The following is an 18,455-nucleotide window of genomic DNA, read 5'->3' as shown; positions in this document are numbered from 1 at the left end:
TGACGATGTCTCGCGTAAACGTCGCCTTCCCGGCTAGGGGTCGCCGCCTCCAGAAGCGGCGGCCCCGCCTAATGCGAGCCGCCGCCCGCCGCTTCCCTTCATTCCGTCGCCCTAGCTACTAGGCCCGTCGGATCGAGCGCGAAAAATCCGACGGCGAAGATAATGACAAGCGCCGCGAAAGTGAGTTTTGTCAGCGGGCTCGGCTGCGGCGCTGTCGGCATAGCCCCACTCGGCGCCGTAGAGGCGGATCATCTCGCGATAGGCTCTGTTGATGAATCTGCGCTCGACACATCGTCCAGCAATGAACGAAGCCGCCAGCGCAAGGCCGCAGGCGAGATAGTCGTTCAAAAAGCCGCACAAGAAATTGCCGCCGGCAAGGGCGGCGAAAGTGGCCGCCGCGGCCGCGTTCCGTATTGTCTTAATCATTTTGGCTCCCCAGCCAATGGGCGGCATAGCATTTCAACCGTGACGATTAGCGGCGCAAATGACCCATTGTGCGCCGTCTTTCTGCATGGAGATGCGGCGCTCGCCCGCTTCGCGATCAGCTTCGCCCGCTGCGCCGGGCGTGAGGTCGCAGCGGATTAGGTTTTCGTCGAATTTGTCCGCGTCTTTCTCCGGGCCGCCCGCTCGCGCGCGTATGCACCGAGGTTCTCCGGTCCATCGGGAGCCGACGCGACAAGACTTCCGCGCGGCAGAAGCCCGTACTCTCTATCAAAGAATGCGCGGACAGCCCGGGTGTATCGACCGCCCATCAGGCCGTCGATTTTGGGGAAGCCGCGTCTTTCGAGCAGGGGAACGATCGCTCGCCAATGGCTGTAGCTCCCATGCCCTAAAACGGCCTCGCTCAACGACCGTTCGTCAGCAAACAAGGGTAATTGTTCGAGCGTGACGATAGAGCCGTGCTTTACCCGCGACCGTTTCGCGGACCCGGGTGCCGCTTCGTCGGACCGATCGCCGGTTGCTTTAGGTCTTCTGCTCACGTCGACGACGCCTTCTCGTGATCGGTTGCGGCGACTTACCGAGCATGTCCCCAAATCTGCGCCGTACGCTGCCGGGTTTCAGGATCATTGGGATCGAGTGAGGCGAGCCAGGCGTCCAACCGCGCGCAGCCAACGATGCCCGCGGCTGGACTGTGTGAACGGGATCCGGTTTGACAGGGCAGATCGCTTTGAACGTGTCGACCGATAACGCGCAATGGATCGCGGCCTGATCCAGCCGCAGCGCGGCTGGCCAGGAAAATCTGATCACGTCAGTGCCGGGCTATCGCTCGCTTTTGATTGCTTTGCCTGGGACCATGGTGACACCGGCCGGTGGATGGATCACTTTCCGCTGCTGAAATCCCGACACGATATCGTCATTGACGTCCTTGGCTCCATAGACGAACCGCGTATTGAAAAGGCATTTGTCCGATGTGGCTGCGACCTTCAGCTGGTCGCAGTTCTTCTCTAGCCACTCGCGCGCCTCCGCCGGCTCAACAGTGGCCGTGAAGGCGGCGAGGAAAACCGCGCCGCCCGCCGTGCAACGGTAGTCGTCAACGTCGGCGTAGTAGCAGTGCATTCTTCGGAGCAGGATCGGCTTGTCGAGGTATTTTCGCGTTCCAATGAAGAGGTCGCTAGGGTCGACGACCTTGTAATCGATATCGACTGATTTGTTTTCCACCGGTGCGGCGATCGCCGATTGCGCCACGGCCGAGCCGAACATAATCACGCTCACCAACGTGGCCGCCAAAGTATTTCGTGTCATTGCATTCCCCTCTATCCGGGCTGCTGCTGGCGTGCGGGCCCGGTTCATTCCATGGTAGTGCTGCCTATAGCAGAAATGTTGCGCCCAGCCCCGCAAAAGCGGTGGACAAATAAGTTCGATTTCGATTGCGGATGCCGACGACAAGCATGACGCACATGACGCAGTTTCCCTATAGAGGTGTCCCGTTTTCCACGGGTGAGTGTCACTTGTGTCAAAATCCTGCTTATCAGACGTATACGCGTGACGGTCTATAAGAAGAAAAATGACACAAGTGACACTCCGCTGGTCATCCAGGCAGCGGAGCGGGTGGAGCTGGCGCGCCGCGAGCCATCCGGCGACGCTCTAGCGGCGATGGCCGAGGCTGATCCCGAGTTTCAGCGCCTTCTGGCGCAGAGATCCTACGCTGCGTTTCGTCAGCCTTGCGATTTTGGCGACGGGCGTCTTGGCTTTCGAATGCGCGCGCAGCTCTTTGACGTCTGCCTTGGTATACTCGCGGCGCACGATCTTCTTTTTAGTCCTCTTGGCCATCATGACTCCGATTGGTTGGGAGCGGCCTTCTAACATGGACGGCTCGTTCTGCAACTCGCCCCGATATGCTCACCCGAAACCCTCATCGCTTCGTCTACGGCGGCCTTCATTGCGCATCGTTCGCTGATGCAGTATGGCGCCTTCCACACCGAGCCGAACGCGATCCAGCGCGACGAGATCGCAGCCCGCCAGTTGCACATACCGGCGTGGGGTAGCGGATTAGGTTTGATCCTAACCTTCACTCACTGACCCTTGTGTCTCCCCCGCAGGCCGACTCCCTGAGCTGATTCGGGTAGGAACGTAATGCCGGCCTTCTCCAGTGCGCTGCGTATCTTCGTCAATGCCTCGTCGCGCGCATCCGACCGCCATTGGAGCGTCGACGCGACTCGCGGCTCGCCGTCAATCTTCTCCACCTCTTGAATCGTCGACAGGCCGACGTCGGCCGCTGTGGCCAAGTCTGCAATTGTCCAGCGTAGGAAGGCCCGCGCCGCTCGGATCTGCGCCCCCGTGATTTTCATCTGCGATACTCCGTCACTATGCTTTCACTGTGACGCCTATTAAAACGAATTGTCAATGTTTATCATTGGGAATGATTTATATTGACTATCATAGGCAATGATTTATGTTGGCAATCATCGAATCCGAACCGGAGAGCAACCCAAATGGCCAGCCGCACCGCCCGCAAGACCTCGAAATTGAACCCCTTCCAGATCACGGCAGACGCCCTGCCCGGTGCGATCTTTTTCTCGCTCTCCGACCTTCGGGACGGCTGCCACGATGCGCTGACGGAACGCCGTGCGATCGACGAATACAGAGTCGACGGCGTTGAGGAAGCGCTGTTCGACACCCTGCACGCCCTCGGCTGGGACTATGCCGATATCGCGGCTGTGGCGCGCGGCGCAGCGAGTGCGACCTCCTATGGACTGCCGATAGCGTAGCATTACGTGTTACGGCGCCCTTTCCGCTTTCGCCCTTTTCCTTGGCTATCCAATCTGGATCGAGCAGGCGGGCGGAGTTGCGCGCATCATCTTCACGCATCCACTTTTCTAGAGGGCACTCTTCATCGGGAACAGTGGACGGCGCCACGATGCCCGATGCTTTGTCGAGTGCCAGGTCAATCGCCTTGCGATCCCACCGCTGCGTACCTGGAAGTGGACGCGGCAACCGTCCCGCGGCTACCCAACCGGAGAAGGTCGCAGCGCAAAGCCCACAATAAGCTGCGGCCTCGGCGCCAGTCATTAGGCGAGGCTCTGTCATTTTGGTGCACCCTTCCCGCGCTCCGCTTTCTTTTGATGGTACTTATTGCGGGCGCACTCCCTACGCCGTTCCTGCATCTCCAACCGGTACGCAGGCGCCGCGCGGGCGCGCTCCTCGTCGCGAAGTCGTTTCGCCTCTTTCGCCGGCCGACCCAGCTCCTCAAGCGCATGATCGAGCGCTCGCCTCGACAGATCCAACTCGGTTAGACCCAACGAATTAGGTACTGCAGGTGTTGGGCGGGGCGCCCGCTCCGGCACAACTCGAGTCTTGTCGATCATCAGCCGCACGCCGGACAAGGATGCCAAATACGCCTTACCGGGCCGGTATACTGCCAGCTTCCCTTGTCGCGCTCGTCGCTTGAGCGTATCTGCCGTCACACCGCCATGGGGGAATGCCAAGCGAGCAAGTTCATCGAGCGGTCGAAGTGTTTCGTCTGTCCAGTCGATCGACTCGTTCATTTTGCATTCTTGATTCCGTTGCGACGGGCGATCATTCTTGCCAATGCGTCTTCTTGCGCCACTTCGTTGCGAAGCGCCTCCAATTTCGCCAAGGCGCGTCCTTGCGCCCCCTCCAGGGCTTCGTCTCCGTGGCTTCTTCCTGAGACTCTTGGCTGCGACTTCGACACACGGCACAGCTTTCGCATATCTGCGATCGCCTGCATCGTGGTGTAATCTTTGCCAGCGATGCGCTCGACGATCAGGCGGCCGCGATCGGCCTCTCTGCGGAGCCCACTTGCAGTCATGCCGCCACCTGGAAAGGCCCGTTCAGCAGCGATCTTGAGCCGCAGCGGCGTCGTGTCTGTCCAGTCGATCGAATCGATCATGCATCAAAGATAGCCGATCTGTCTGAGGCCTGCTTAACGTTGACATTTCGCATTCAGCAACCACTCAGAAATTCCCTTGGCTGCTGGGACTTGCCCCTCTACTCTACATCGCGCGCTTAATATTGACATTTCGCGTCATAGGAGACGCCTGTGGCACTTTTCTTGAGCGTGTTGAGTCTCGGTTGCTTCGCAGGTGCAGGAACAACGTTCTTCCGGTACGACGGCCGCTATTTCGAATTGCTGATCACATGCGCCGTCGTATTGTTGGCCGCGGCGGAAATTATCAGTGCCGTTCGAAACGCGGGACCAGGGCAAGCGTCTGCCGATCCGGAAAGCGCAGACGCCGTCCGCGAACTCAAAGAGATCAGCGGCCGTTTGGTTAAGGTGCATCTCGCTATTGAACGACTAGACCAGCCGAGCAGCCTTGGCGCTCTCGAGAGTGATTGCCCATGACCACTCGCAAGCATGACTCGTTCTCCTACGCCCCGCGCGGCATGTCGCGGGATGAGGCGGCCCGCTACATCGGTGTCGGCGCGACCAAGTTTGACGAAATGGTTGCCGACGGCCGGATGCCGCGCCCGAAGCGCGTCGACGGTCGGGTGATTTGGGATCGGCTACGCTTGGATGCAGCATTCTCGGATTTGTCTGAGGAGAAGGTGGCGAACCCGCTGGACCGGATATTGAAATGACGAGTTCGATCAGCCCGCGTCTCTTGTCCGGAGCCGACGCCGCCGCATACTGTGGCGTGACGCCGGCCACCTGGTCAAAGTGGGTAGCGGAGGGCATCATGCCAAAACCACTCGCCGGCACACGCCGGTGGGACAAGAAAGCTATCGATTTAGTTCTTGATAAAGCATCCGGAATTGTTGCACCGTCCGTAGAGCCCGAGAAAGAATTCGCTCGGTGGGAAATCTCGACTGCTCATAGAGAGCGATCCAAGCACATCAGTAAACGACGTGCCGCGTACCCCAGGCCAAATGATCGGGATCGAGCTGCCAACCCTTACTGTTTCGAGAAGCTGCCCCGCCTGCGTTGCGCTATTACCACCCCCGGCCTGATCGATGAGATCATGAACGCCGACGCTCGCCGCCGCACCACGGGCCGCCGCGAATCGCTGCCGCAGAGACGCTGTTCCCGAAGAATGGAATTGCGACCGTTGTATCGTCACTTGCCCGCGTGACGTTGAGCGCGGCGCCAGCGTAACCCGAAATCAGCTTCTCGGTGGAAGACACCGCAGCGTAGCTCGCCCCTGGAGTGGTCAGGGCCGGTAGAAAGGCTGGTCTCACTCCCCCCTGAGGGAGTGGACGCGGGCCCAATCTGGAGCCCTGAAAGGAATGGATTAAGCCAACGCCAAGGCCGCAGCATTCAAGCGCGACGCGTCGGCTGACACTCCATCAATGTAGGTCGGGCACAGCCAGCCGCCCTCGCTATGCTCATTCCATGCATAGCAAAGCAGCGCCCTGGCCGGACAGGCAGCCTGAGACGCAGCGAAATCGATTGCGTCTTGAAGGTGCTCGGTGATCTGGCTCGCTAGTGCATATTCGTAATAGACCGTTCCTCCGCGCGGGGCAGTCTGCCAACCTGACATGCAGCACGGCACCATATCCGCTACTGCTGTCTGCTGTCGCCACCACGCCTCCACTTCAACGCGCAACATGTCGAAGGAAGTTTTCTCGTTGAACTGGATTGAATAGGAGCTGATCGCATCGAGACCGTTTGATACCTTGATCGCGTTCGCGCTCGTAGGATCAAAGTGGAGCACCACGATATAGGGATTTCCGAGGCCAGCCGATGTGCAGGCCGATCGAAACGTCGTGACTTGCGACGCCGAACTCGTGCCATTCCCGTCGTCGTAGAGATAGACTAGTGGTCGGCCGCCAAGAACGGTCTGATAATTTGACTGCGCGAGCAGCGAAACGACGTATGGAAGGTTTGTCGCAACGTCGGTGTTGAAGATACCGAACGATGCCCAGGCTAAGCACCAATTGATCTTATTTTTGATCGACGACGCCTGGAACAAGGTGAAGGCGCGGTTCAATTCTCCCGTAGTCGCTGAGCCGTAGTAAAAGAACGCCCAGTAGCCCAGTTTTGCGGCGACCGCATAATTGATCTCGGCGTCCATCGTCGTGGCGTTGCCTTGGACGCTGATCGTGTTGTCGCCAGCAACAGACCACCATGGTGCTCGGAAGTGGTATTGGTTTGGCCCCAAATATCCGTTCTCTTGGGTAAGCACGGTCGTCTCTGCATAGACTCCATTCCAGCGCATTGCGCCGACCGCGACCCCGTGCGGATTGCCGTAAACCCGCGCTGGCGTTGATGGACCAATCCGATTTGCGAGATTGAGCATTGTCAGTAACGAATGCGTGCGAACGCCGGGCCTCCCGCGCCACCGACATTGTTCGAGCCGCCGCCACCCCCTCCACCGCCATAACCGGACGTCGGTGCAGCACCGGCCGTGGGAGTATCGCCCCGACCGCCAGCACCACCGTTGCCCCACCAGCTCGAAGCACCGCCACCGCCGGGACCTGCGCCCGTGCCAGAGCCAGCATTGCCGGAAGCGAAGAGCGTACCTCCGACGCCGCCCGCACCGGCAGCGCCAGACGTATTGCCGCCACCACCGCCGCCGGAGGCGTTTCGATTACCGTAATAACTCGCAGCCGTGCCCGCGGCTCCAGCCGCCGCATTTCCGGTATTCCGTTGTCCCGATGATCCGGCGCCGCCAGTGCCGCCGGTACCACCGGCACCGGGATTGCCAGCACCACCACTGCTCAATGGAGGGAACGGAACGTTGGCGCCCGTGATCGTCAGATTACCCGCGGCCGTACCGGCCGCGCCGATCGCGCCGCCCGAGGGCGTTGTGGGAATAGTGATCGTAAGCACCTGGCCGGGCGTCACATCGAGCGGATGGTTGATAGCGTATTCACCGCAACCACCACCACCGCCGCCCGCTCCAGAAGTCGTTTGGCCGCCGGCACCAGGGCCGCCGCAAGCGATCGCATCAACGAACACGACAGTGACACCGGCAGGGACCGTCCAAGTGGAGACGCCCGCAGCGGTAATGAGTGCCGATGTCTGGCGATAGGGACCGTATCCAAGGCTCATCACTTACCACTCCCGCGCAGCGAAGGCTTGACCAGTGGTCGCGCCAAAAATTGAAATTGCAGCCGTTGGCACGCCGCCGGCCTCTGGTTCGTAGAATGCACCAGGAGGGAGCCAAAGACTTGGCTGCGTGGCCGCAGCAGTCCCGAGTGACGAAATCCAGAGATCACCGGTCGACTGGTTCTGCACGTAGAACCCGCGCCTGGAGGCATTTAGCGCCATCAAGGTTTGGGCACTGCCGCCCGCAGTGATCGTGCCCGACTTGTCGGTCAATGTCGTGCCGTTGATGAGGGTGTCGAGCGTGCTGACGGTTTGAGACGCGCCGTTGCCATCCTTGACGACGATCGTCGTGGGGTTGACCATGCTTTATCCTTTCAAAAGGCCAAGATGACGATGTATTGCGAGTTTTCAGGTCGCGTGAAAATGAGCCGCCAAAGCGTGCTCACTCCCCCAAGGACAGCGAGCCCACCACTCGTCACATACGTAACTGCAGTTCCGAGGCCATTTGCCGCTTCCTCAACCGGAATACCCCAGCCAAGCGCCGTATTGTCCGTGACCGGAATGCCGCCGCTCGCAACGGTAACGACCGGCCACGCCACTACGCGCATTCCTTCTGCGTCATGGCGCGCTCGAGCAATCGCGTATAGTCGCTCTCGCGAAGCCCTTTCACGCGGCTATTCAGCTCGACGGGCCGAATGCCGAAACGCCGTAGCGTCGCGTGCAAGGGCTCATTCGTGGCAAAGCCCAATGCGGCGCGAACAACGGGAAATCGAATTAACGGCTCGATCGAAGCCATGGCGATTGCCTCTAAGTGTTGGCGCACGCGATCGGCTGAAGCTCGCGCGCTGCCGGAAACTTGTCTTTGGGGAAGTGCCTTGGATGCCCGTTTGAGGGGCGCGCTAGGCGGGGTATTCGTGCGGTTTGAGCGCTACGTCGTTCTGCGCGGCGTATAAGGCCACTGGATCGATTTCGCCGCTTCGAAGCTCGTCATAATCGAGAGTCGGGTGCACGCCCGCGTACAAAATCAATCGGTGCGGCGAGGATGCCACGAACCGAGATAACAAACGATGAACAATCGCAAAGTGCGGCGAACTACGATAGTAACTGGATCATTTTCCAGGTAGAAAGGAAGAGCGCCTGCTTGCGCGGGCCTATGGCGATCACACCACATCCCGCGCTGTCTTTCGCATCATTTTCAATAGCGCCGCAGTCTCTCGCCTCAGCGCAACCGCCTCGGCGCTGGCGCAGCCGTGCTTCCATGCATTGCGGTTACCCTTCGGCGCGCCAGGGTTTGTACCGCCGTGCATCCTGCACCTACCGTTTGGCATCGACAGTGACTGGCACGGCCGGCCCGATCGGGTTTTCGCCCCACAGCGTTTGACCGGGTGCATAGGTGATTGCATGGGATTGTCCTTCTAGTTTCGTCTGAGCCCCCGGCCCCCCGTTGTGCGTCACGTCGCCGACAATTGCCTGGTCGGCATTGACGGTAACATGTCGAACCGTGATCGATTGGGCGCCTTTACCACGATGCCTGTTCAGTGCATCGAGCGTTACGGCAAAGCTGCGTTGGAGTTTATTCGCGGCGTTGAGGTTGTCCTGACGGCCGTGAACGGGCTGTTCGGGCAGCATGGCCCGCCGGTAGCATTCCATTGCCGCAGCATGGGCGGCGATCATTTGCGCGGCTAGCATGCCCTCGATTTCGTCCTTTGGCGCTATGCCGGCGAGCCCAGCGGCAGCCGCGCCGAACAGCACGTCACGCTCACCAGGGCCGGCATGAGCGATCCACAGGGCGCTCATCGTTTGATTGGCCAGGGTATTGTTCCAGCGGTCGCTTTGAGACCCGCCGATCTGCTTCAAGCGGCCTCTGCGGTCCTCAGGATCGTCAAGCACCACTGTCGGCGGTTTGGGTTTCTCACTCACGGTGCGTTCTCCAGGTTATGCCGCTGTCCGGGCGGCGCGATGTAATTTCTAAATGGATAAGTTCGACTCGCATTTCACGGTGAGTGTCACTTGTGTCAAAATCCTGCTTATCAGACGTATACGCGTGACGGTCGATAAGTAGGATTTTGACACAAGTGACACTCGGCTGGTCATCCGAGCAGCGGAGCGGGTGGAACTGGCACGCCGCGAAGGCGCACACCACGGAAACCACGAACGCCTTCGTTGGTCCTGTATTCTTCGAACTCCTTCGCGCGCATGGCATCGCAGAACTGTTTCTTCGTGCCTATGTACTCGCGCGCGGTATCTGCCCATCTTGACCACGACATAAACAGCTCCTCCCGCGGTGTTCTCCCGTCCGCTGTCCGCTCACAACGCTCGTCCAGCCACGTAGCCATGGCGTCCTCGCCGCTAAGATATTCCTCCGTCGCCGCCCGGACCGCCGCAGGTGGCTGCAGGCCGTCCCGCTGCCACGCCAGGCAGCCTTCCACCATCCACTGCAGGATGCCGCCCCATTCGGCTTTAAGCTTCTCAGGCAGCGCCGCGTCGCGCTCAGAAGGTGGGATTTTCACTGTGAAAGGAATCATATTCATGCGTCGCCGGATTGCTTCGTCGACCGAGCGCAAGCCGGGTTTGTGGTTTCCGGCAATGACCAATTTGAACTGCGGGACGTATTCGAAGAAGTCCTGCCGCATGAACCGTGCCGATATCGGGTCGCCGCCGGTCATGCTTTTTATTCGTGCTTCGGCCCATCGCCGGCCCTTCTCTGTCTCACTGGCCATCACAAAGCGCGCACCACGCAATCCGGCCAGGTCGGTCGGGTGGTCCTTGTGATCGCTGGCCGTGAACGTCTCCATCGGCGCGGTTTTAGAATAGTCGCCGAGAATGGCGGATATCGTGTTGAGCAGCACGCCCTTTCCATTGCCGCCCGGCCCGTAGAGGAAGAACAAGGCGTGTTCGCGCGTGACACCGGTCAACGAATAGCCAAGCATGCGTTGAACGAAGGCGATTAGTTCGGCGTCGCCGCCGAGAGATTTGTGCAGGAACGCTTTCCATGTCGGGCAATCGCCGCCGGGCGCAACGGCGGTAATCTTGGTCATGTGGTCGCCCGACCGCGCTTCGCGAATGACGCATGTGCGCAAATCGACAACACCACCGGGGGTGTTGAGCAACCACGCATCGGCGTCCCACACGGCAGCTTCGGTGGCAATGCGCGGATCCGTCTTGGCCATGCGTTCAACGGCCGCGACGGTTTTTGCGGACAGCACCTTGCGTGCATCCTGAAAATGCATGCCGCTGCCAACGCGGCGAAGGTGCTCGCGGACCAGATAATAAGCGCTCGACGTTTTATCCATCTTCCATCGGGTGCCGTCCCATCGCAGCCACTTGCCCATTTCTTCGCAGTGTCGCAGGTCGCCGACGTGCTCAGACGCAAATTCAAGCGCTAGGCTTTCATCGGCGTCGATCGGGATGACCTCGCCACGTGGTCCCATGAGTGAACTGCCGCGCGGCATGACCGAACCGTTCCCAGATTCCGCGCCAGACAAGCCGTAGGGCAACGGAGGCGCCACGCCCGGGACGATCGAAGGCGATGCCGCCAGCTGCTTCACAACGTCAGAAAACATCACCTTAGTGGATTTGCGCACCGGAAAATGCTTCCCCGTGATTTCCCGGTATCGATGGATCAGTGAGCCGATGCGGCAAAGGTTTCCTCGAGTGTCGACGGCCGCAAGTCGGGTCCATCGCGACATCAGCGCATCTTCCGTCGCTTCGTCGTTCGTCATCTGCCGCGCAACTTCCAGCGCTTCTGGCGTATCACCACAGGCCAGCTTGACCGCGCCGAGAGCCGCGAACCATTCCGGCTCGGTGTCGAATTCGCCGTGATTGTCCAGGAATGCGACCAGGGCGGAAACGTCCGCAACTTCGCTTTCTCCAGCTGTCCCGCGCGTGGTCACTTCGACCTCCGGCAAGCGCAGCATATCTAGAATGGCTGCCGGGCATTCGGAGGGCGCCGAAGCGTCCCGGGCAAGGATGTAAGGCTGGTCATCAAACGACGAGCCGGGGGCGATGCAGTAGCCGCGATTTCGCACCGAGATCACTTCGGCGTCTTTCTCGCCTTCGCCAAGTGAGCGGAAATGAGACACCGGAATTGAGATAAGGCCGCGATTTGCCTCCGGATTGAATCCCTCGGGAACGCGGAAAGCGAAATGCCAGCCCCCCGAGCGCGTGTGGCAATATGGCGCCGGGAGCTCAAAGCCGAGCGACTTGCACCAATCGACGAAGCATTGCCACGCGGCATCGCGCCCGATGGAAACGTCGACGTCGATCAAGATCACACCAGAAGCGCATGCACTGACCCCGAGCATAAAGCCCTCATCGATCCACGCGCGCCACTGTGCCGGGTCCGTCGAGGTTCCGTTATGCCGCCAAGGTCCCGCCGGTCGTTTGGTGCCAGCATTCACCGGAAAGAGCGCGAAGCCGTGCTCGATCGCGAAGGGGAAAAATTTCTCGAACTCGCTCATGCCGACACCCCCGAGAGCTGAGCGAAGCCCGGGTGCAATTTCAGCCAGGTGCGCACCTTCGTGACGCCGTGGTACCGAATGAAGTTTTCCCCGGCGGTTCGCCATTGATGGTGAAGCGTGAGACGGTAGAGTTGCGCGGCGTCGAGCGTGATTAACTCTCGCTCGCAGAGGTGTTCGGCGGCAACGGTTAACAATCCCGCCGCCGCTCGCATCGAATCGCAGGGCGTGTTATCGGAGGCGAGTAGTTCGCGGATGTGCTGGTCGAATGCGACGGCTCGATCGGACCAGGAGCGGGCGTGTAGGGCCGCATCAATCCATATCTCCATGAGCGGCAATCTCTGCAACTCACGTGTCAGCGTTGGATAATGAGGACGCTCGGGACGTTGCAGGAATTCGCCCGCGCGGCGGCTGCCATCAGCCATTAGAAAGACCGGAGAATGAGGCGCGCCCTGTCGACGCGAGCACCATCCAATTTGTTTAGGCATTTTTAATCAGGCTCCTATTGCCGCGGGTGCAGCGATTGGACCTGATCGTTCACATTGACAAAGTTCGAAGCATGCATTACGAAATGATTGCCACACCAATTCAGAAATACACGCTCGGTCGCCGCAAACGATCGGGCGTTTTCTTTTGGCGTTTAGGCAGCGACCTGCGGCAGATTGGCAATCCGCCCTTCCAGGGCCGCGCTACTAGTCGCGCGTTCAATCAGCAGCGCAAGATCCGACTTCCGCAAAGCCTTCGTCTTGCGGTTCAACACTACGACGGGGATGCCAAACGTGACGCACGCCCTGTGAAGCGATTTGTTGGACTCAAACCCGATCGCACGGCGAATGGCCGGGAAATGGATCAATTCCAGTGACGCATCAAGCATGAAAGCAAAACCTTCTAGTGATGGCGCGCATAGGGATGACCCATGCGCTGCCGAAACTCGGATAGATTTGGGGGTAAGTGCCCGTTGCCGGTCTGAGCGGAAGGGCTGGCCTTCGAGCGAGGTTACCTCGCTCATCGTTCTGCGCCGGTTTGAGCGGCAAGATCAGTTTCGTCGCTTTGAGAGGCCCGTCGCGAACAAGCCTCTGATGCATCCGTCGCGAACGAAACTAATCCATTCGCCCGGATAGTACCGCAATCTTCGCTAATGAAGAGTCAACCGCCGCAAATTACCGGAATAGGCACGGTTCGCCGCGGTTATGCCGCTTGGAGTTTGCACGAATCTGAAAAACGAGTCAGCGTCGCATTGACGAGCAATTCGCCCATCGCGTGTAGCGTCGCTCGCTTTGCCTGCAATTTCCTGTACACAACGTACGGTTCTGGCTCTTTCATTGTCCGGCGCACCGGCCGCTTCGCTCGGGAGCCATCGACACAACCAGTGCGAGAGGCCACCAATAGCGCTTTACAAAACCATTGAGGGTATAATGAAGGTCTTATTTTTCGCTGCGGTTCTGATGCTAGCCGCAACCACCGCCCAAGCGCAATCTTACGGTATCGGATCAAACCCGAGCACCCATACGACGTCTGGCTACACGAGGAGCAATGGCACCTACGTTTGCCCCGTACGTCTCAACCAATCCGAACGGTACGCAGCGGGACAATTACGGCGCCCGCGGCAATTACAATCCCTACACGGGTACGACCGGAACGCGCACGCCGCGGTATTGATCATGGTCAGTTCGGCCGCGCCGCGGGGTTAAGCCGTTCCGCAAGCTCGTACGCCTCTGCAAGATCCTCAGCACGGCCACTATCAAGAAAGAACACGATATCCTCGGACAACTCCTCTAAACGAGGATGATCCGCCGCGAATTTCATGACGATCTCGGTCGTGTAGTCCGTCTCTTGCTTTTCACGTTTCAGCTCGGCAATCTCGTTGCGCAGCTCAAGAATGGTAGCTTCATCGCGCGCCGCAGCGGCCCGATACTTCTCGATGCCCGCTCTTAATTCCCTTTCCAGTCGCAGTACTTCGGAGCGCAGTGTCTCGGGAGCGGAAGCCCAAGCGTCCTTGGCTTCTGCGGTAAAACGATTCGGTGCCGGCTCGGCGGTAAAGCCCGGCTTGGAGGGAGAGTCGGGGGCTTTCGCGGCCGGCACTAACTTAGCGCCGTGTTCGGCCGATTTAGTGTCAACTCTGGACATTCATAAACTTCCCTCTAATAACGAATTGCTAACTAAAACTTGGCGCAGTAGAGGTGCCCCGTGGAGCGCGTCATGAGCCTCAGAAACATCATCTGCAGTTTGGTCATGCTCGCCTTCGTATACGGCCTAACCTGGCTGCTCGGGCTGCTCTCGAGGGGCACGGACTTTTGGTCCTTCATGGTCTTCGGAGTCGTGACGATCGCTATCATGGTGAGTGCGGCCTTTGTATACGATCGATACGAAGCCGCTCAACAGCGCCATTCCCAAGAAGTGCTGCCACCACAGCGGCGGAATTCCCAATCATAGGTCCAGCTGCAGCGTTCCCCTGACGCGCAGTCAAGGCGTCAACAACCGCTGCTACGCGCGCATCGCGTGCTGCACCTTGCTCTGTCAAGGCGCGGGCCAGTTCGCCATAGCTGCGCGTGGGGTCATTGTGCAGCATGGCGTTGACCACGGTGCTGAGGCCCTTTTTCGCCCCCGTGGCGAGCAACCCGGTCAAGCTCATGTTCGGATTAACCAACGGCGTTTCGGTCGAAGGATCCGGCTTCATCGCCTTCGCCGCCGCGTTGCGCTGCGCCGTCTGCGAATTCTCGACTATCTTGTTGTAAGTGTCGCGGAATTTCAGGTTGCGATTGACGGTGTTGACCAGCTCGTCGGCCGCATCCTGGCCGTGAACAGTGGCCAGCTTCGCGGTATTCCAGCCGCCTTCACCCTGCAGTTCGCCTCGGAGTGCCTGCAAGTCGTTGGCTTTGGTGCCAAGGATGCGCTCGACTTCGCCACGGCTCCCCTTTGCAAATGCGATCTTTTCGCCCTGCGATAGTGGGTCGAATTCAGCCGCGAAACGCCCCGGAGACGGCGTGGTCTTGCCGTTGCCAAGATACTGCGTTCCGTTTTTCACCGCTTCCGCGCGCTGCGCCAACGCCGCAGAGACGGCATTGGCGTTCGCATAGCCGGGCACTTGCTGCTCGAGCGCTTCGTTCACGCGGAAACGCATCCGCTTGAGTGCGGCTTGCTGTCGTGACAATGCGCCGGCCGGCACGCCGAGCCCCGGCTGATCATACTCAATGACGTTATCAAGTTCCTGCTTAACCTTGTGCAAGACTTCGGCATCATTCTGCGAAACCGGCACTTCGTGGAAACGCGGATTGCCGAGACGGTCGTACTGCTGAATGCCAGCGGCGTCGAGCAGCGGTCGACGCTCCGTTGTCATCATCATGTCGCGCAGATTGGTCAACGCGCGATGCTCGTTACCGACCGACCGGGGAATGAGATAGTCCAAATCCGTCAGGATATGCGCCGTCTGGACGGGCGGAGCATTGTCCAGGGCGGCGGGATAATTGACGTTATCCACGGCGGTTCGGTGCGCCACGATAGCGTCGCGGACAGTCTGCGGGTCGCCGCCCTGATACGGTCCCAAAGCCGCATTGACATCGTTCTGAATGCGAGCGTTCGTACCTTTGTCACGCGCGGTCAGCGCGGTTTGCATCACCGAGCGGCCTTCATCGCTGTTGAGCGAAGCACCTTGCCCCTTGCCGAGCAGTGCCGGTCCTGCGTCGACGAGCATGGTATCCGGACCAAGCTCCGCGAGACGCGCTTGAACGGCGGCTGGCGTGTCGGCTTCCACCGCTTTAACGAGATGATTGCTGGCCGCACGAGACATGCCGTCGACCTTGCCGCGGAACAGATTGGCCGCCTTCTCATACGCGGCACCGACGACCTTGCCTACCGTAGGGATGGTCCCACCAACCATTCCACCCACCACAGCGCCGACTCCGGCATCCTTGGCGACTTGTATGGGATCGGTCCAATCCTTCGAACCGAACGCGCCTTGAACCGCGCCTATGCCGCCGCCCGCGCCCGCGCCGAGAAGCGTCTTGGTGCCGAGCGTTGCACCCTTGGCCGCGGCACCGACCACGGCGGCCGGGGCGATCACGCCGCCTGCGGCTTCAAGGACAGGCGCGGCAATTGGATGTGCTTTCTGGAAAGCTTCAGTTTCGCCTTGTTCGTTTTTCAGATGCTCGCCATACCCGCCAGCGCTTAGAGCCGTGTCTATGAGCGCTCGAGCCCGGTCGCCGAGTCCGAGGAACGCGCCGTTTTCCAGGGCGCGCGTCGGCGCATGGATCGCCTCGCGGATCGAATGAATCGTATCTGAGAAGCCGCCTCCGGACGGCGCTGCAGTAGCGGTCGGCGCAGCGGGTACGGACGGGGACTTACCGAATGTACCTGCGTCGTATGCCTTCTTCATCTCCCTATTGATCACGTCATCCGAGGTGCCCGCCGGAAATTCAACAATCGAACCGTCCGGCGCGCCGATGTGAATGGGAGCGCCGTTGAGTTGGGCGAGCAAGGCCGGGTCTGTCACCTTGTTGCCGACAGCGGGCCGCACCACTTTCATCAAGTCCGCATCCGACATCTTGGAATAGTCGGGGGCGTTGAGTTGAGCCAGCAATGCGGGATCTGTGACGCGCTGCTGTGCCTTGGGGGGCAGCGATTTGGCGATCTCATCCACCGTGTCGTTTTGTTGGTCCCGCGACAACTTCAGGAAATTGTCGTCGACTGTTACTTTGCGCCCATCGATATTTAGGACAGTGCTCTTGGGCGCAGTCACCTGCTTCAGCGCTGCGATTGCGGCGTGCTCATTCGGTGCATCAACGTGGTAGACGCCACCGTCCGGCGCAGTGAGTTCGAATGTCGCCATCTCAGTTCTCCGATTCTAAAACTCCCGACTCCGATGGACTGACACCACCAAGGCCGGGAGAATTCGCGCCGCTACATCCACGGTCGCGAAAACGCGTCAAAACGTGATCGTTCCGTTGGACGTGAACGTATAAATAAAATTGCCGCCGACATTGGTCTGAACGCCCCCTCCGGTAATCGCCGCCGCCGGAAGCGTGTTCGGATACGCGATCACGACAATTCCCGAACCGCCAGGGCCACCAGCCGAAGAGACGGTGTCGCTGCTCGTCAGGGCTCCCGCACCGCCGCCACCGCCAGTATTCGCCGTACCAGCCGTACCAGCCGCCGACGTTGTGCTTCCAGCGCCGCCGCCACCGCTCCCACCCGTACCAGCCGTTGTACCGCCGGTCGCGGTGCGGATGCCGCCGCCACCACCGCCACCATAGTTCACTGCGCTCCCGGTGATGGAAGATGATATCCCGGCACCGCCATTGCCGCCGTTTGTGGTTGTTGAATTGGCCCCCGCCGTGTTCGCACCGCCACCGCCGCCGCCAGCCGAGTTTGCGCTTCCATCGTTGCCGCCGGCATTTCCTTGGCCGGCCGTGGACGCGCCGCCCGTACTTGGGGATGCTGCGCGGCCGGCGCCGCCGCCGCTTCCACCACTTTGCGCTGCCAACCCAGGACCGCCGCCACCGCCGCCACCGATCGCTGTAACGGTGGAAGTAGCGGCCAGAACCGAATTCCCACCCTGTGTGCCGGAATTGTTGGCACCTCCAGCGCCACCGTTGCCCCCAGCACCGACGGTGACTGAAAACGATATTCCCACGGATGCATTAGCAGCACCTGTCAGGATACCCCCGCGCCGCCGCCACCGCCGCCCGCCGACGCGCCACCGCCGCCGCCCGCCACCACGAGATAGCTAAAGGTGCGCACCGCAGATATCGAGGCCAATAATCCGTTGATAGCCGCAGTGCTCATGACAATCCGACGCCCGAAATAATCCACTCCGTCGCTGTCACCTTGAGTGCCGTAGCGATACCGTTCGCAGCCAGGGTGCGCGAACCAGTGGCACCAGTGCCCGCAAATCTCAGCGTGTCCGAGGTGATCGCGATCGTGAGAACACCAGCCGCGTTCTGATTGACAAACGTCATGGTCGTGCCGATCGGATACGGCACGTTGGCATTGCTATCGATGGTGAAGGTGCGAGCCGTGGTGTCTGCAGACGGATGCAGGATGTGCTTTTGCGCATCGGCAAGCACGGTAGTGTACGCTGCACTTTTCGAATTTTGTGGCAAATTGTCGAAGAACACGCCCGCACTGCTGCTGCCGGTGAGCGTACCGCCCGAGCCGACATTGAGTGTGCTGCCATCCGTGCCCGCAAACGTGAGCGAATTGTTGATAGCAGCCGTTTTGCCGTTGGCCAGCGTTAGCGTCCCGGTACTGGTCGTGATCGTGAGTCCGTTGATGGATGTTGCAGTCAGCACGCCGAACGCGTTCGTACCAGTGAACGTTTGTCCGGCATCGGTACGTGCGATCGTGGCGCTGGTGGATGGGAATGTCTGCGTGGTGCCATCTGTGCCGACAAGCGTCAGTGAGTTGTTGATAGCAGCCGTCTTGCCCACTGCGACCTTCGCCACCGCCGTTGCCGCGAGAGCACGCGCGCCAGTCGCGCCGTCGATCAGGATAATGTCTCCCACGGCAACGCTGGTCGCTGCGGGTAAGTCTTTGGGGCGCTTAACAGTCAT

General features: G+C 60.1%; 24 protein-coding genes. 8 read left to right on the top strand and 16 right to left on the bottom strand.

All coding sequences use genetic code 11. The features are described 5' to 3' along the window. The first annotated feature begins 162 nt into the window (after window positions 1–162). Window positions 163–585, top strand: coding sequence for a hypothetical protein (locus QA640_RS22895; protein WP_283035224.1), 423 nt, complete (start codon window positions 163–165; stop codon window positions 583–585). A gap of 675 nt (window positions 586–1,260) precedes the next feature. Here the strand turns inward: QA640_RS22895 and QA640_RS22890 are convergent. Continuing rightward, window positions 1,261–1,728, bottom strand: a complete 468-nt coding sequence (locus QA640_RS22890) for a hypothetical protein (protein WP_283035223.1) — start codon at window positions 1,726–1,728, stop codon at window positions 1,261–1,263. A 255-nt stretch (window positions 1,729–1,983) separates the two neighbouring features. On the opposite strand from QA640_RS22890, the gene QA640_RS22885 reads away from it, so the two are divergent. Then, window positions 1,984–2,304, top strand: a complete 321-nt coding sequence (locus QA640_RS22885) for a hypothetical protein (RefSeq protein ID WP_283035222.1) — start codon at window positions 1,984–1,986, stop codon at window positions 2,302–2,304. A gap of 209 nt (window positions 2,305–2,513) precedes the next feature. Here the strand turns inward: QA640_RS22885 and QA640_RS22880 are convergent, their stop codons facing one another. Next, window positions 2,514–2,789 (bottom strand): transcriptional regulator, encoded by a 276-nt coding sequence (locus tag QA640_RS22880; protein ID WP_283035221.1) that lies wholly within the window; start codon window positions 2,787–2,789, stop codon window positions 2,514–2,516. A 144-nt stretch (window positions 2,790–2,933) separates the two neighbouring features. Here QA640_RS22880 and QA640_RS22875 point away from each other — a divergent pair, with 144 nt between their 5' ends. Continuing rightward, window positions 2,934–3,209 (top strand): hypothetical protein, encoded by a 276-nt coding sequence (locus QA640_RS22875; protein WP_283035220.1) that lies wholly within the window; start codon window positions 2,934–2,936, stop codon window positions 3,207–3,209. A 315-nt stretch (window positions 3,210–3,524) separates the two neighbouring features. On the opposite strand, the gene QA640_RS22870 is transcribed toward QA640_RS22875, so the two are convergent. Together QA640_RS22870 and QA640_RS22865 are read right to left on the bottom strand one after the other, a co-directional pair. Continuing rightward, entirely contained in the window at window positions 3,525–3,986 is a 462-nt protein-coding gene (locus tag QA640_RS22870) for a hypothetical protein (protein WP_283035219.1), read from the bottom strand. Beyond that, window positions 3,983–4,351, bottom strand: a complete 369-nt coding sequence (locus QA640_RS22865; RefSeq protein WP_283035218.1) for an excisionase — start codon at window positions 4,349–4,351, stop codon at window positions 3,983–3,985. Before QA640_RS22865 ends, QA640_RS22870 begins: the two co-directional genes overlap by 4 nt. Before the next feature lie 150 nt (window positions 4,352–4,501). On the opposite strand from QA640_RS22865, the gene QA640_RS22860 reads away from it, so the two are divergent. Genes QA640_RS22860 through QA640_RS22850 form a run of 3 tightly spaced genes read left to right on the top strand, consistent with a single transcriptional unit; the run spans window position 4,502 to window position 5,531 of the window. Beyond that, window positions 4,502–4,804, top strand: a complete 303-nt coding sequence (locus QA640_RS22860; protein ID WP_283035217.1) for a hypothetical protein — start codon at window positions 4,502–4,504, stop codon at window positions 4,802–4,804. Beyond that, window positions 4,801–5,040 (top strand): hypothetical protein, encoded by a 240-nt coding sequence (locus tag QA640_RS22855; protein WP_283035216.1) that lies wholly within the window; start codon window positions 4,801–4,803, stop codon window positions 5,038–5,040. Before QA640_RS22860 ends, QA640_RS22855 begins: the two co-directional genes overlap by 4 nt. Further along, window positions 5,037–5,531 carry a hypothetical protein gene (locus tag QA640_RS22850; RefSeq protein ID WP_283035215.1) on the top strand — a complete coding sequence of 165 codons (495 nt, stop codon included), beginning with the start codon at window positions 5,037–5,039 and terminating at the stop codon, window positions 5,529–5,531. Before QA640_RS22855 ends, QA640_RS22850 begins: the two co-directional genes overlap by 4 nt. 159 nt (window positions 5,532–5,690) lie before the next feature. Here the strand turns inward: QA640_RS22850 and QA640_RS22845 are convergent, their stop codons facing one another. The 8 genes from QA640_RS22845 to QA640_RS22810 all read right to left on the bottom strand — a co-directional run bounded on the left by QA640_RS22845 (window position 5,691) and on the right by QA640_RS22810 (window position 12,395). Next, complete coding sequence (locus tag QA640_RS22845; RefSeq protein WP_283035214.1) at window positions 5,691–6,698, bottom strand: glycoside hydrolase family 99-like domain-containing protein; 1,008 nt, start codon at window positions 6,696–6,698, stop codon at window positions 5,691–5,693. A 2-nt stretch (window positions 6,699–6,700) separates the two neighbouring features. Next, window positions 6,701–7,453 carry a hypothetical protein gene (locus QA640_RS22840; RefSeq protein ID WP_283035213.1) on the bottom strand — a complete coding sequence of 251 codons (753 nt, stop codon included), beginning with the start codon at window positions 7,451–7,453 and terminating at the stop codon, window positions 6,701–6,703. Window positions 7,454–7,456: 3 nt separating this feature from the next. Then, window positions 7,457–7,813, bottom strand: coding sequence for a hypothetical protein (locus tag QA640_RS22835; protein ID WP_283035212.1), 357 nt, complete (start codon window positions 7,811–7,813; stop codon window positions 7,457–7,459). A gap of 235 nt (window positions 7,814–8,048) precedes the next feature. After that, window positions 8,049–8,246, bottom strand: a complete 198-nt coding sequence (locus QA640_RS22830) for a hypothetical protein (RefSeq protein ID WP_283035211.1) — start codon at window positions 8,244–8,246, stop codon at window positions 8,049–8,051. A gap of 364 nt (window positions 8,247–8,610) precedes the next feature. After that, on the bottom strand, window positions 8,611–8,778 hold the full coding sequence (locus tag QA640_RS22825; RefSeq protein ID WP_283035210.1) for a hypothetical protein: 168 nt from the start codon (window positions 8,776–8,778) through the stop codon (window positions 8,611–8,613). Beyond that, window positions 8,765–9,370, bottom strand: a complete 606-nt coding sequence (locus QA640_RS22820; protein WP_283035209.1) for a hypothetical protein — start codon at window positions 9,368–9,370, stop codon at window positions 8,765–8,767. Before QA640_RS22820 ends, QA640_RS22825 begins: the two co-directional genes overlap by 14 nt. Window positions 9,371–9,540: 170 nt before the next feature. Further along, entirely contained in the window at window positions 9,541–11,910 is a 2,370-nt protein-coding gene (locus QA640_RS22815; protein WP_283035208.1) for a phage/plasmid primase, P4 family, read from the bottom strand. Next, complete coding sequence (locus QA640_RS22810; protein ID WP_283035207.1) at window positions 11,907–12,395, bottom strand: hypothetical protein; 489 nt, start codon at window positions 12,393–12,395, stop codon at window positions 11,907–11,909. Before QA640_RS22810 ends, QA640_RS22815 begins: the two co-directional genes overlap by 4 nt. A gap of 35 nt (window positions 12,396–12,430) precedes the next feature. On the opposite strand from QA640_RS22810, the gene QA640_RS22805 reads away from it, so the two are divergent. Together QA640_RS22805 and QA640_RS22800 are read left to right on the top strand one after the other, a co-directional pair. Further along, entirely contained in the window at window positions 12,431–12,769 is a 339-nt protein-coding gene (locus tag QA640_RS22805) for a hypothetical protein (protein WP_283035206.1), read from the top strand. 671 nt (window positions 12,770–13,440) lie between these two features. Continuing rightward, entirely contained in the window at window positions 13,441–13,566 is a 126-nt protein-coding gene (locus tag QA640_RS22800; RefSeq protein ID WP_283035205.1) for a hypothetical protein, read from the top strand. A gap of 6 nt (window positions 13,567–13,572) precedes the next feature. Here the strand turns inward: QA640_RS22800 and QA640_RS22795 are convergent, their stop codons facing one another. The 4 genes from QA640_RS22795 to QA640_RS22780 all read right to left on the bottom strand — a co-directional run bounded on the left by QA640_RS22795 (window position 13,573) and on the right by QA640_RS22780 (window position 18,455). Beyond that, window positions 13,573–14,034 carry a hypothetical protein gene (locus QA640_RS22795; protein ID WP_283035204.1) on the bottom strand — a complete coding sequence of 154 codons (462 nt, stop codon included), beginning with the start codon at window positions 14,032–14,034 and terminating at the stop codon, window positions 13,573–13,575. Window positions 14,035–14,239: 205 nt separating this feature from the next. Then, window positions 14,240–16,732: a hypothetical protein gene (locus tag QA640_RS22790; protein ID WP_283035203.1), complete on the bottom strand. Its 2,493-nt coding sequence runs from the start codon at window positions 16,730–16,732 to the stop codon at window positions 14,240–14,242. A 96-nt stretch (window positions 16,733–16,828) separates the two neighbouring features. Continuing rightward, window positions 16,829–17,536, bottom strand: a complete 708-nt coding sequence (locus QA640_RS48365; RefSeq protein ID WP_349253636.1) for a glycine-rich domain-containing protein — start codon at window positions 17,534–17,536, stop codon at window positions 16,829–16,831. Window positions 17,537–17,684: 148 nt separating this feature from the next. Continuing rightward, the gene (locus QA640_RS22780) at window positions 17,685–18,455 is read right to left on the bottom strand and encodes a hypothetical protein (RefSeq protein ID WP_283035201.1); all 771 of its coding nucleotides are present in this window, start codon (window positions 18,453–18,455) and stop codon (window positions 17,685–17,687) included.

Origin of the sequence: Bradyrhizobium sp. CB82 (assembly GCF_029714405.1) — a bacterium.
GTDB lineage: Bacteria > Pseudomonadota > Alphaproteobacteria > Rhizobiales > Xanthobacteraceae > Bradyrhizobium.
The sequence above is the reverse complement of the archived record's forward strand: the minus strand, read 5'-3'. Positions and strand labels throughout refer to the sequence as shown.

Excerpts from the sequence above, each read along its gene's own strand:
- QA640_RS22895 (WP_283035224.1), top strand. The coding sequence starts at position 163 with ATGACAAGCGCCGCGAAAGTGAGTTTTGTCAGCGGGCTCGGCTGCGGC.
- QA640_RS22880 (WP_283035221.1), bottom strand. The coding sequence starts at position 2,789 with ATGAAAATCACGGGGGCGCAGATCCGAGCGGCGCGGGCCTTCCTACGC.
- QA640_RS22875 (WP_283035220.1), top strand. The coding sequence starts at position 2,934 with ATGGCCAGCCGCACCGCCCGCAAGACCTCGAAATTGAACCCCTTCCAG.
- QA640_RS22870 (WP_283035219.1), bottom strand. The coding sequence starts at position 3,986 with ATGAACGAGTCGATCGACTGGACAGACGAAACACTTCGACCGCTCGAT.
- QA640_RS22865 (WP_283035218.1), bottom strand. The coding sequence starts at position 4,351 with ATGATCGATTCGATCGACTGGACAGACACGACGCCGCTGCGGCTCAAG.
- QA640_RS22855 (WP_283035216.1), top strand. The coding sequence starts at position 4,801 with ATGACCACTCGCAAGCATGACTCGTTCTCCTACGCCCCGCGCGGCATG.
- QA640_RS22850 (WP_283035215.1), top strand. The coding sequence starts at position 5,037 with ATGACGAGTTCGATCAGCCCGCGTCTCTTGTCCGGAGCCGACGCCGCC.
- QA640_RS22845 (WP_283035214.1), bottom strand. The coding sequence starts at position 6,698 with ATGCTCAATCTCGCAAATCGGATTGGTCCATCAACGCCAGCGCGGGTT.
- QA640_RS22840 (WP_283035213.1), bottom strand. The coding sequence starts at position 7,453 with ATGAGCCTTGGATACGGTCCCTATCGCCAGACATCGGCACTCATTACC.
- QA640_RS22835 (WP_283035212.1), bottom strand. The coding sequence starts at position 7,813 with ATGGTCAACCCCACGACGATCGTCGTCAAGGATGGCAACGGCGCGTCT.
- QA640_RS22830 (WP_283035211.1), bottom strand. The coding sequence starts at position 8,246 with ATGGCTTCGATCGAGCCGTTAATTCGATTTCCCGTTGTTCGCGCCGCA.
- QA640_RS22825 (WP_283035210.1), bottom strand. The coding sequence starts at position 8,778 with ATGCCAAACGGTAGGTGCAGGATGCACGGCGGTACAAACCCTGGCGCG.
- QA640_RS22815 (WP_283035208.1), bottom strand. The coding sequence starts at position 11,910 with ATGAGCGAGTTCGAGAAATTTTTCCCCTTCGCGATCGAGCACGGCTTC.
- QA640_RS22810 (WP_283035207.1), bottom strand. The coding sequence starts at position 12,395 with ATGCCTAAACAAATTGGATGGTGCTCGCGTCGACAGGGCGCGCCTCAT.
- QA640_RS22800 (WP_283035205.1), top strand. The coding sequence starts at position 13,441 with ATGGCACCTACGTTTGCCCCGTACGTCTCAACCAATCCGAACGGTACG.
- QA640_RS22795 (WP_283035204.1), bottom strand. The coding sequence starts at position 14,034 with ATGTCCAGAGTTGACACTAAATCGGCCGAACACGGCGCTAAGTTAGTG.
- QA640_RS22790 (WP_283035203.1), bottom strand. The coding sequence starts at position 16,732 with ATGGCGACATTCGAACTCACTGCGCCGGACGGTGGCGTCTACCACGTT.
- QA640_RS22780 (WP_283035201.1), bottom strand. The coding sequence starts at position 18,455 with ATGACTGTTAAGCGCCCCAAAGACTTACCCGCAGCGACCAGCGTTGCC.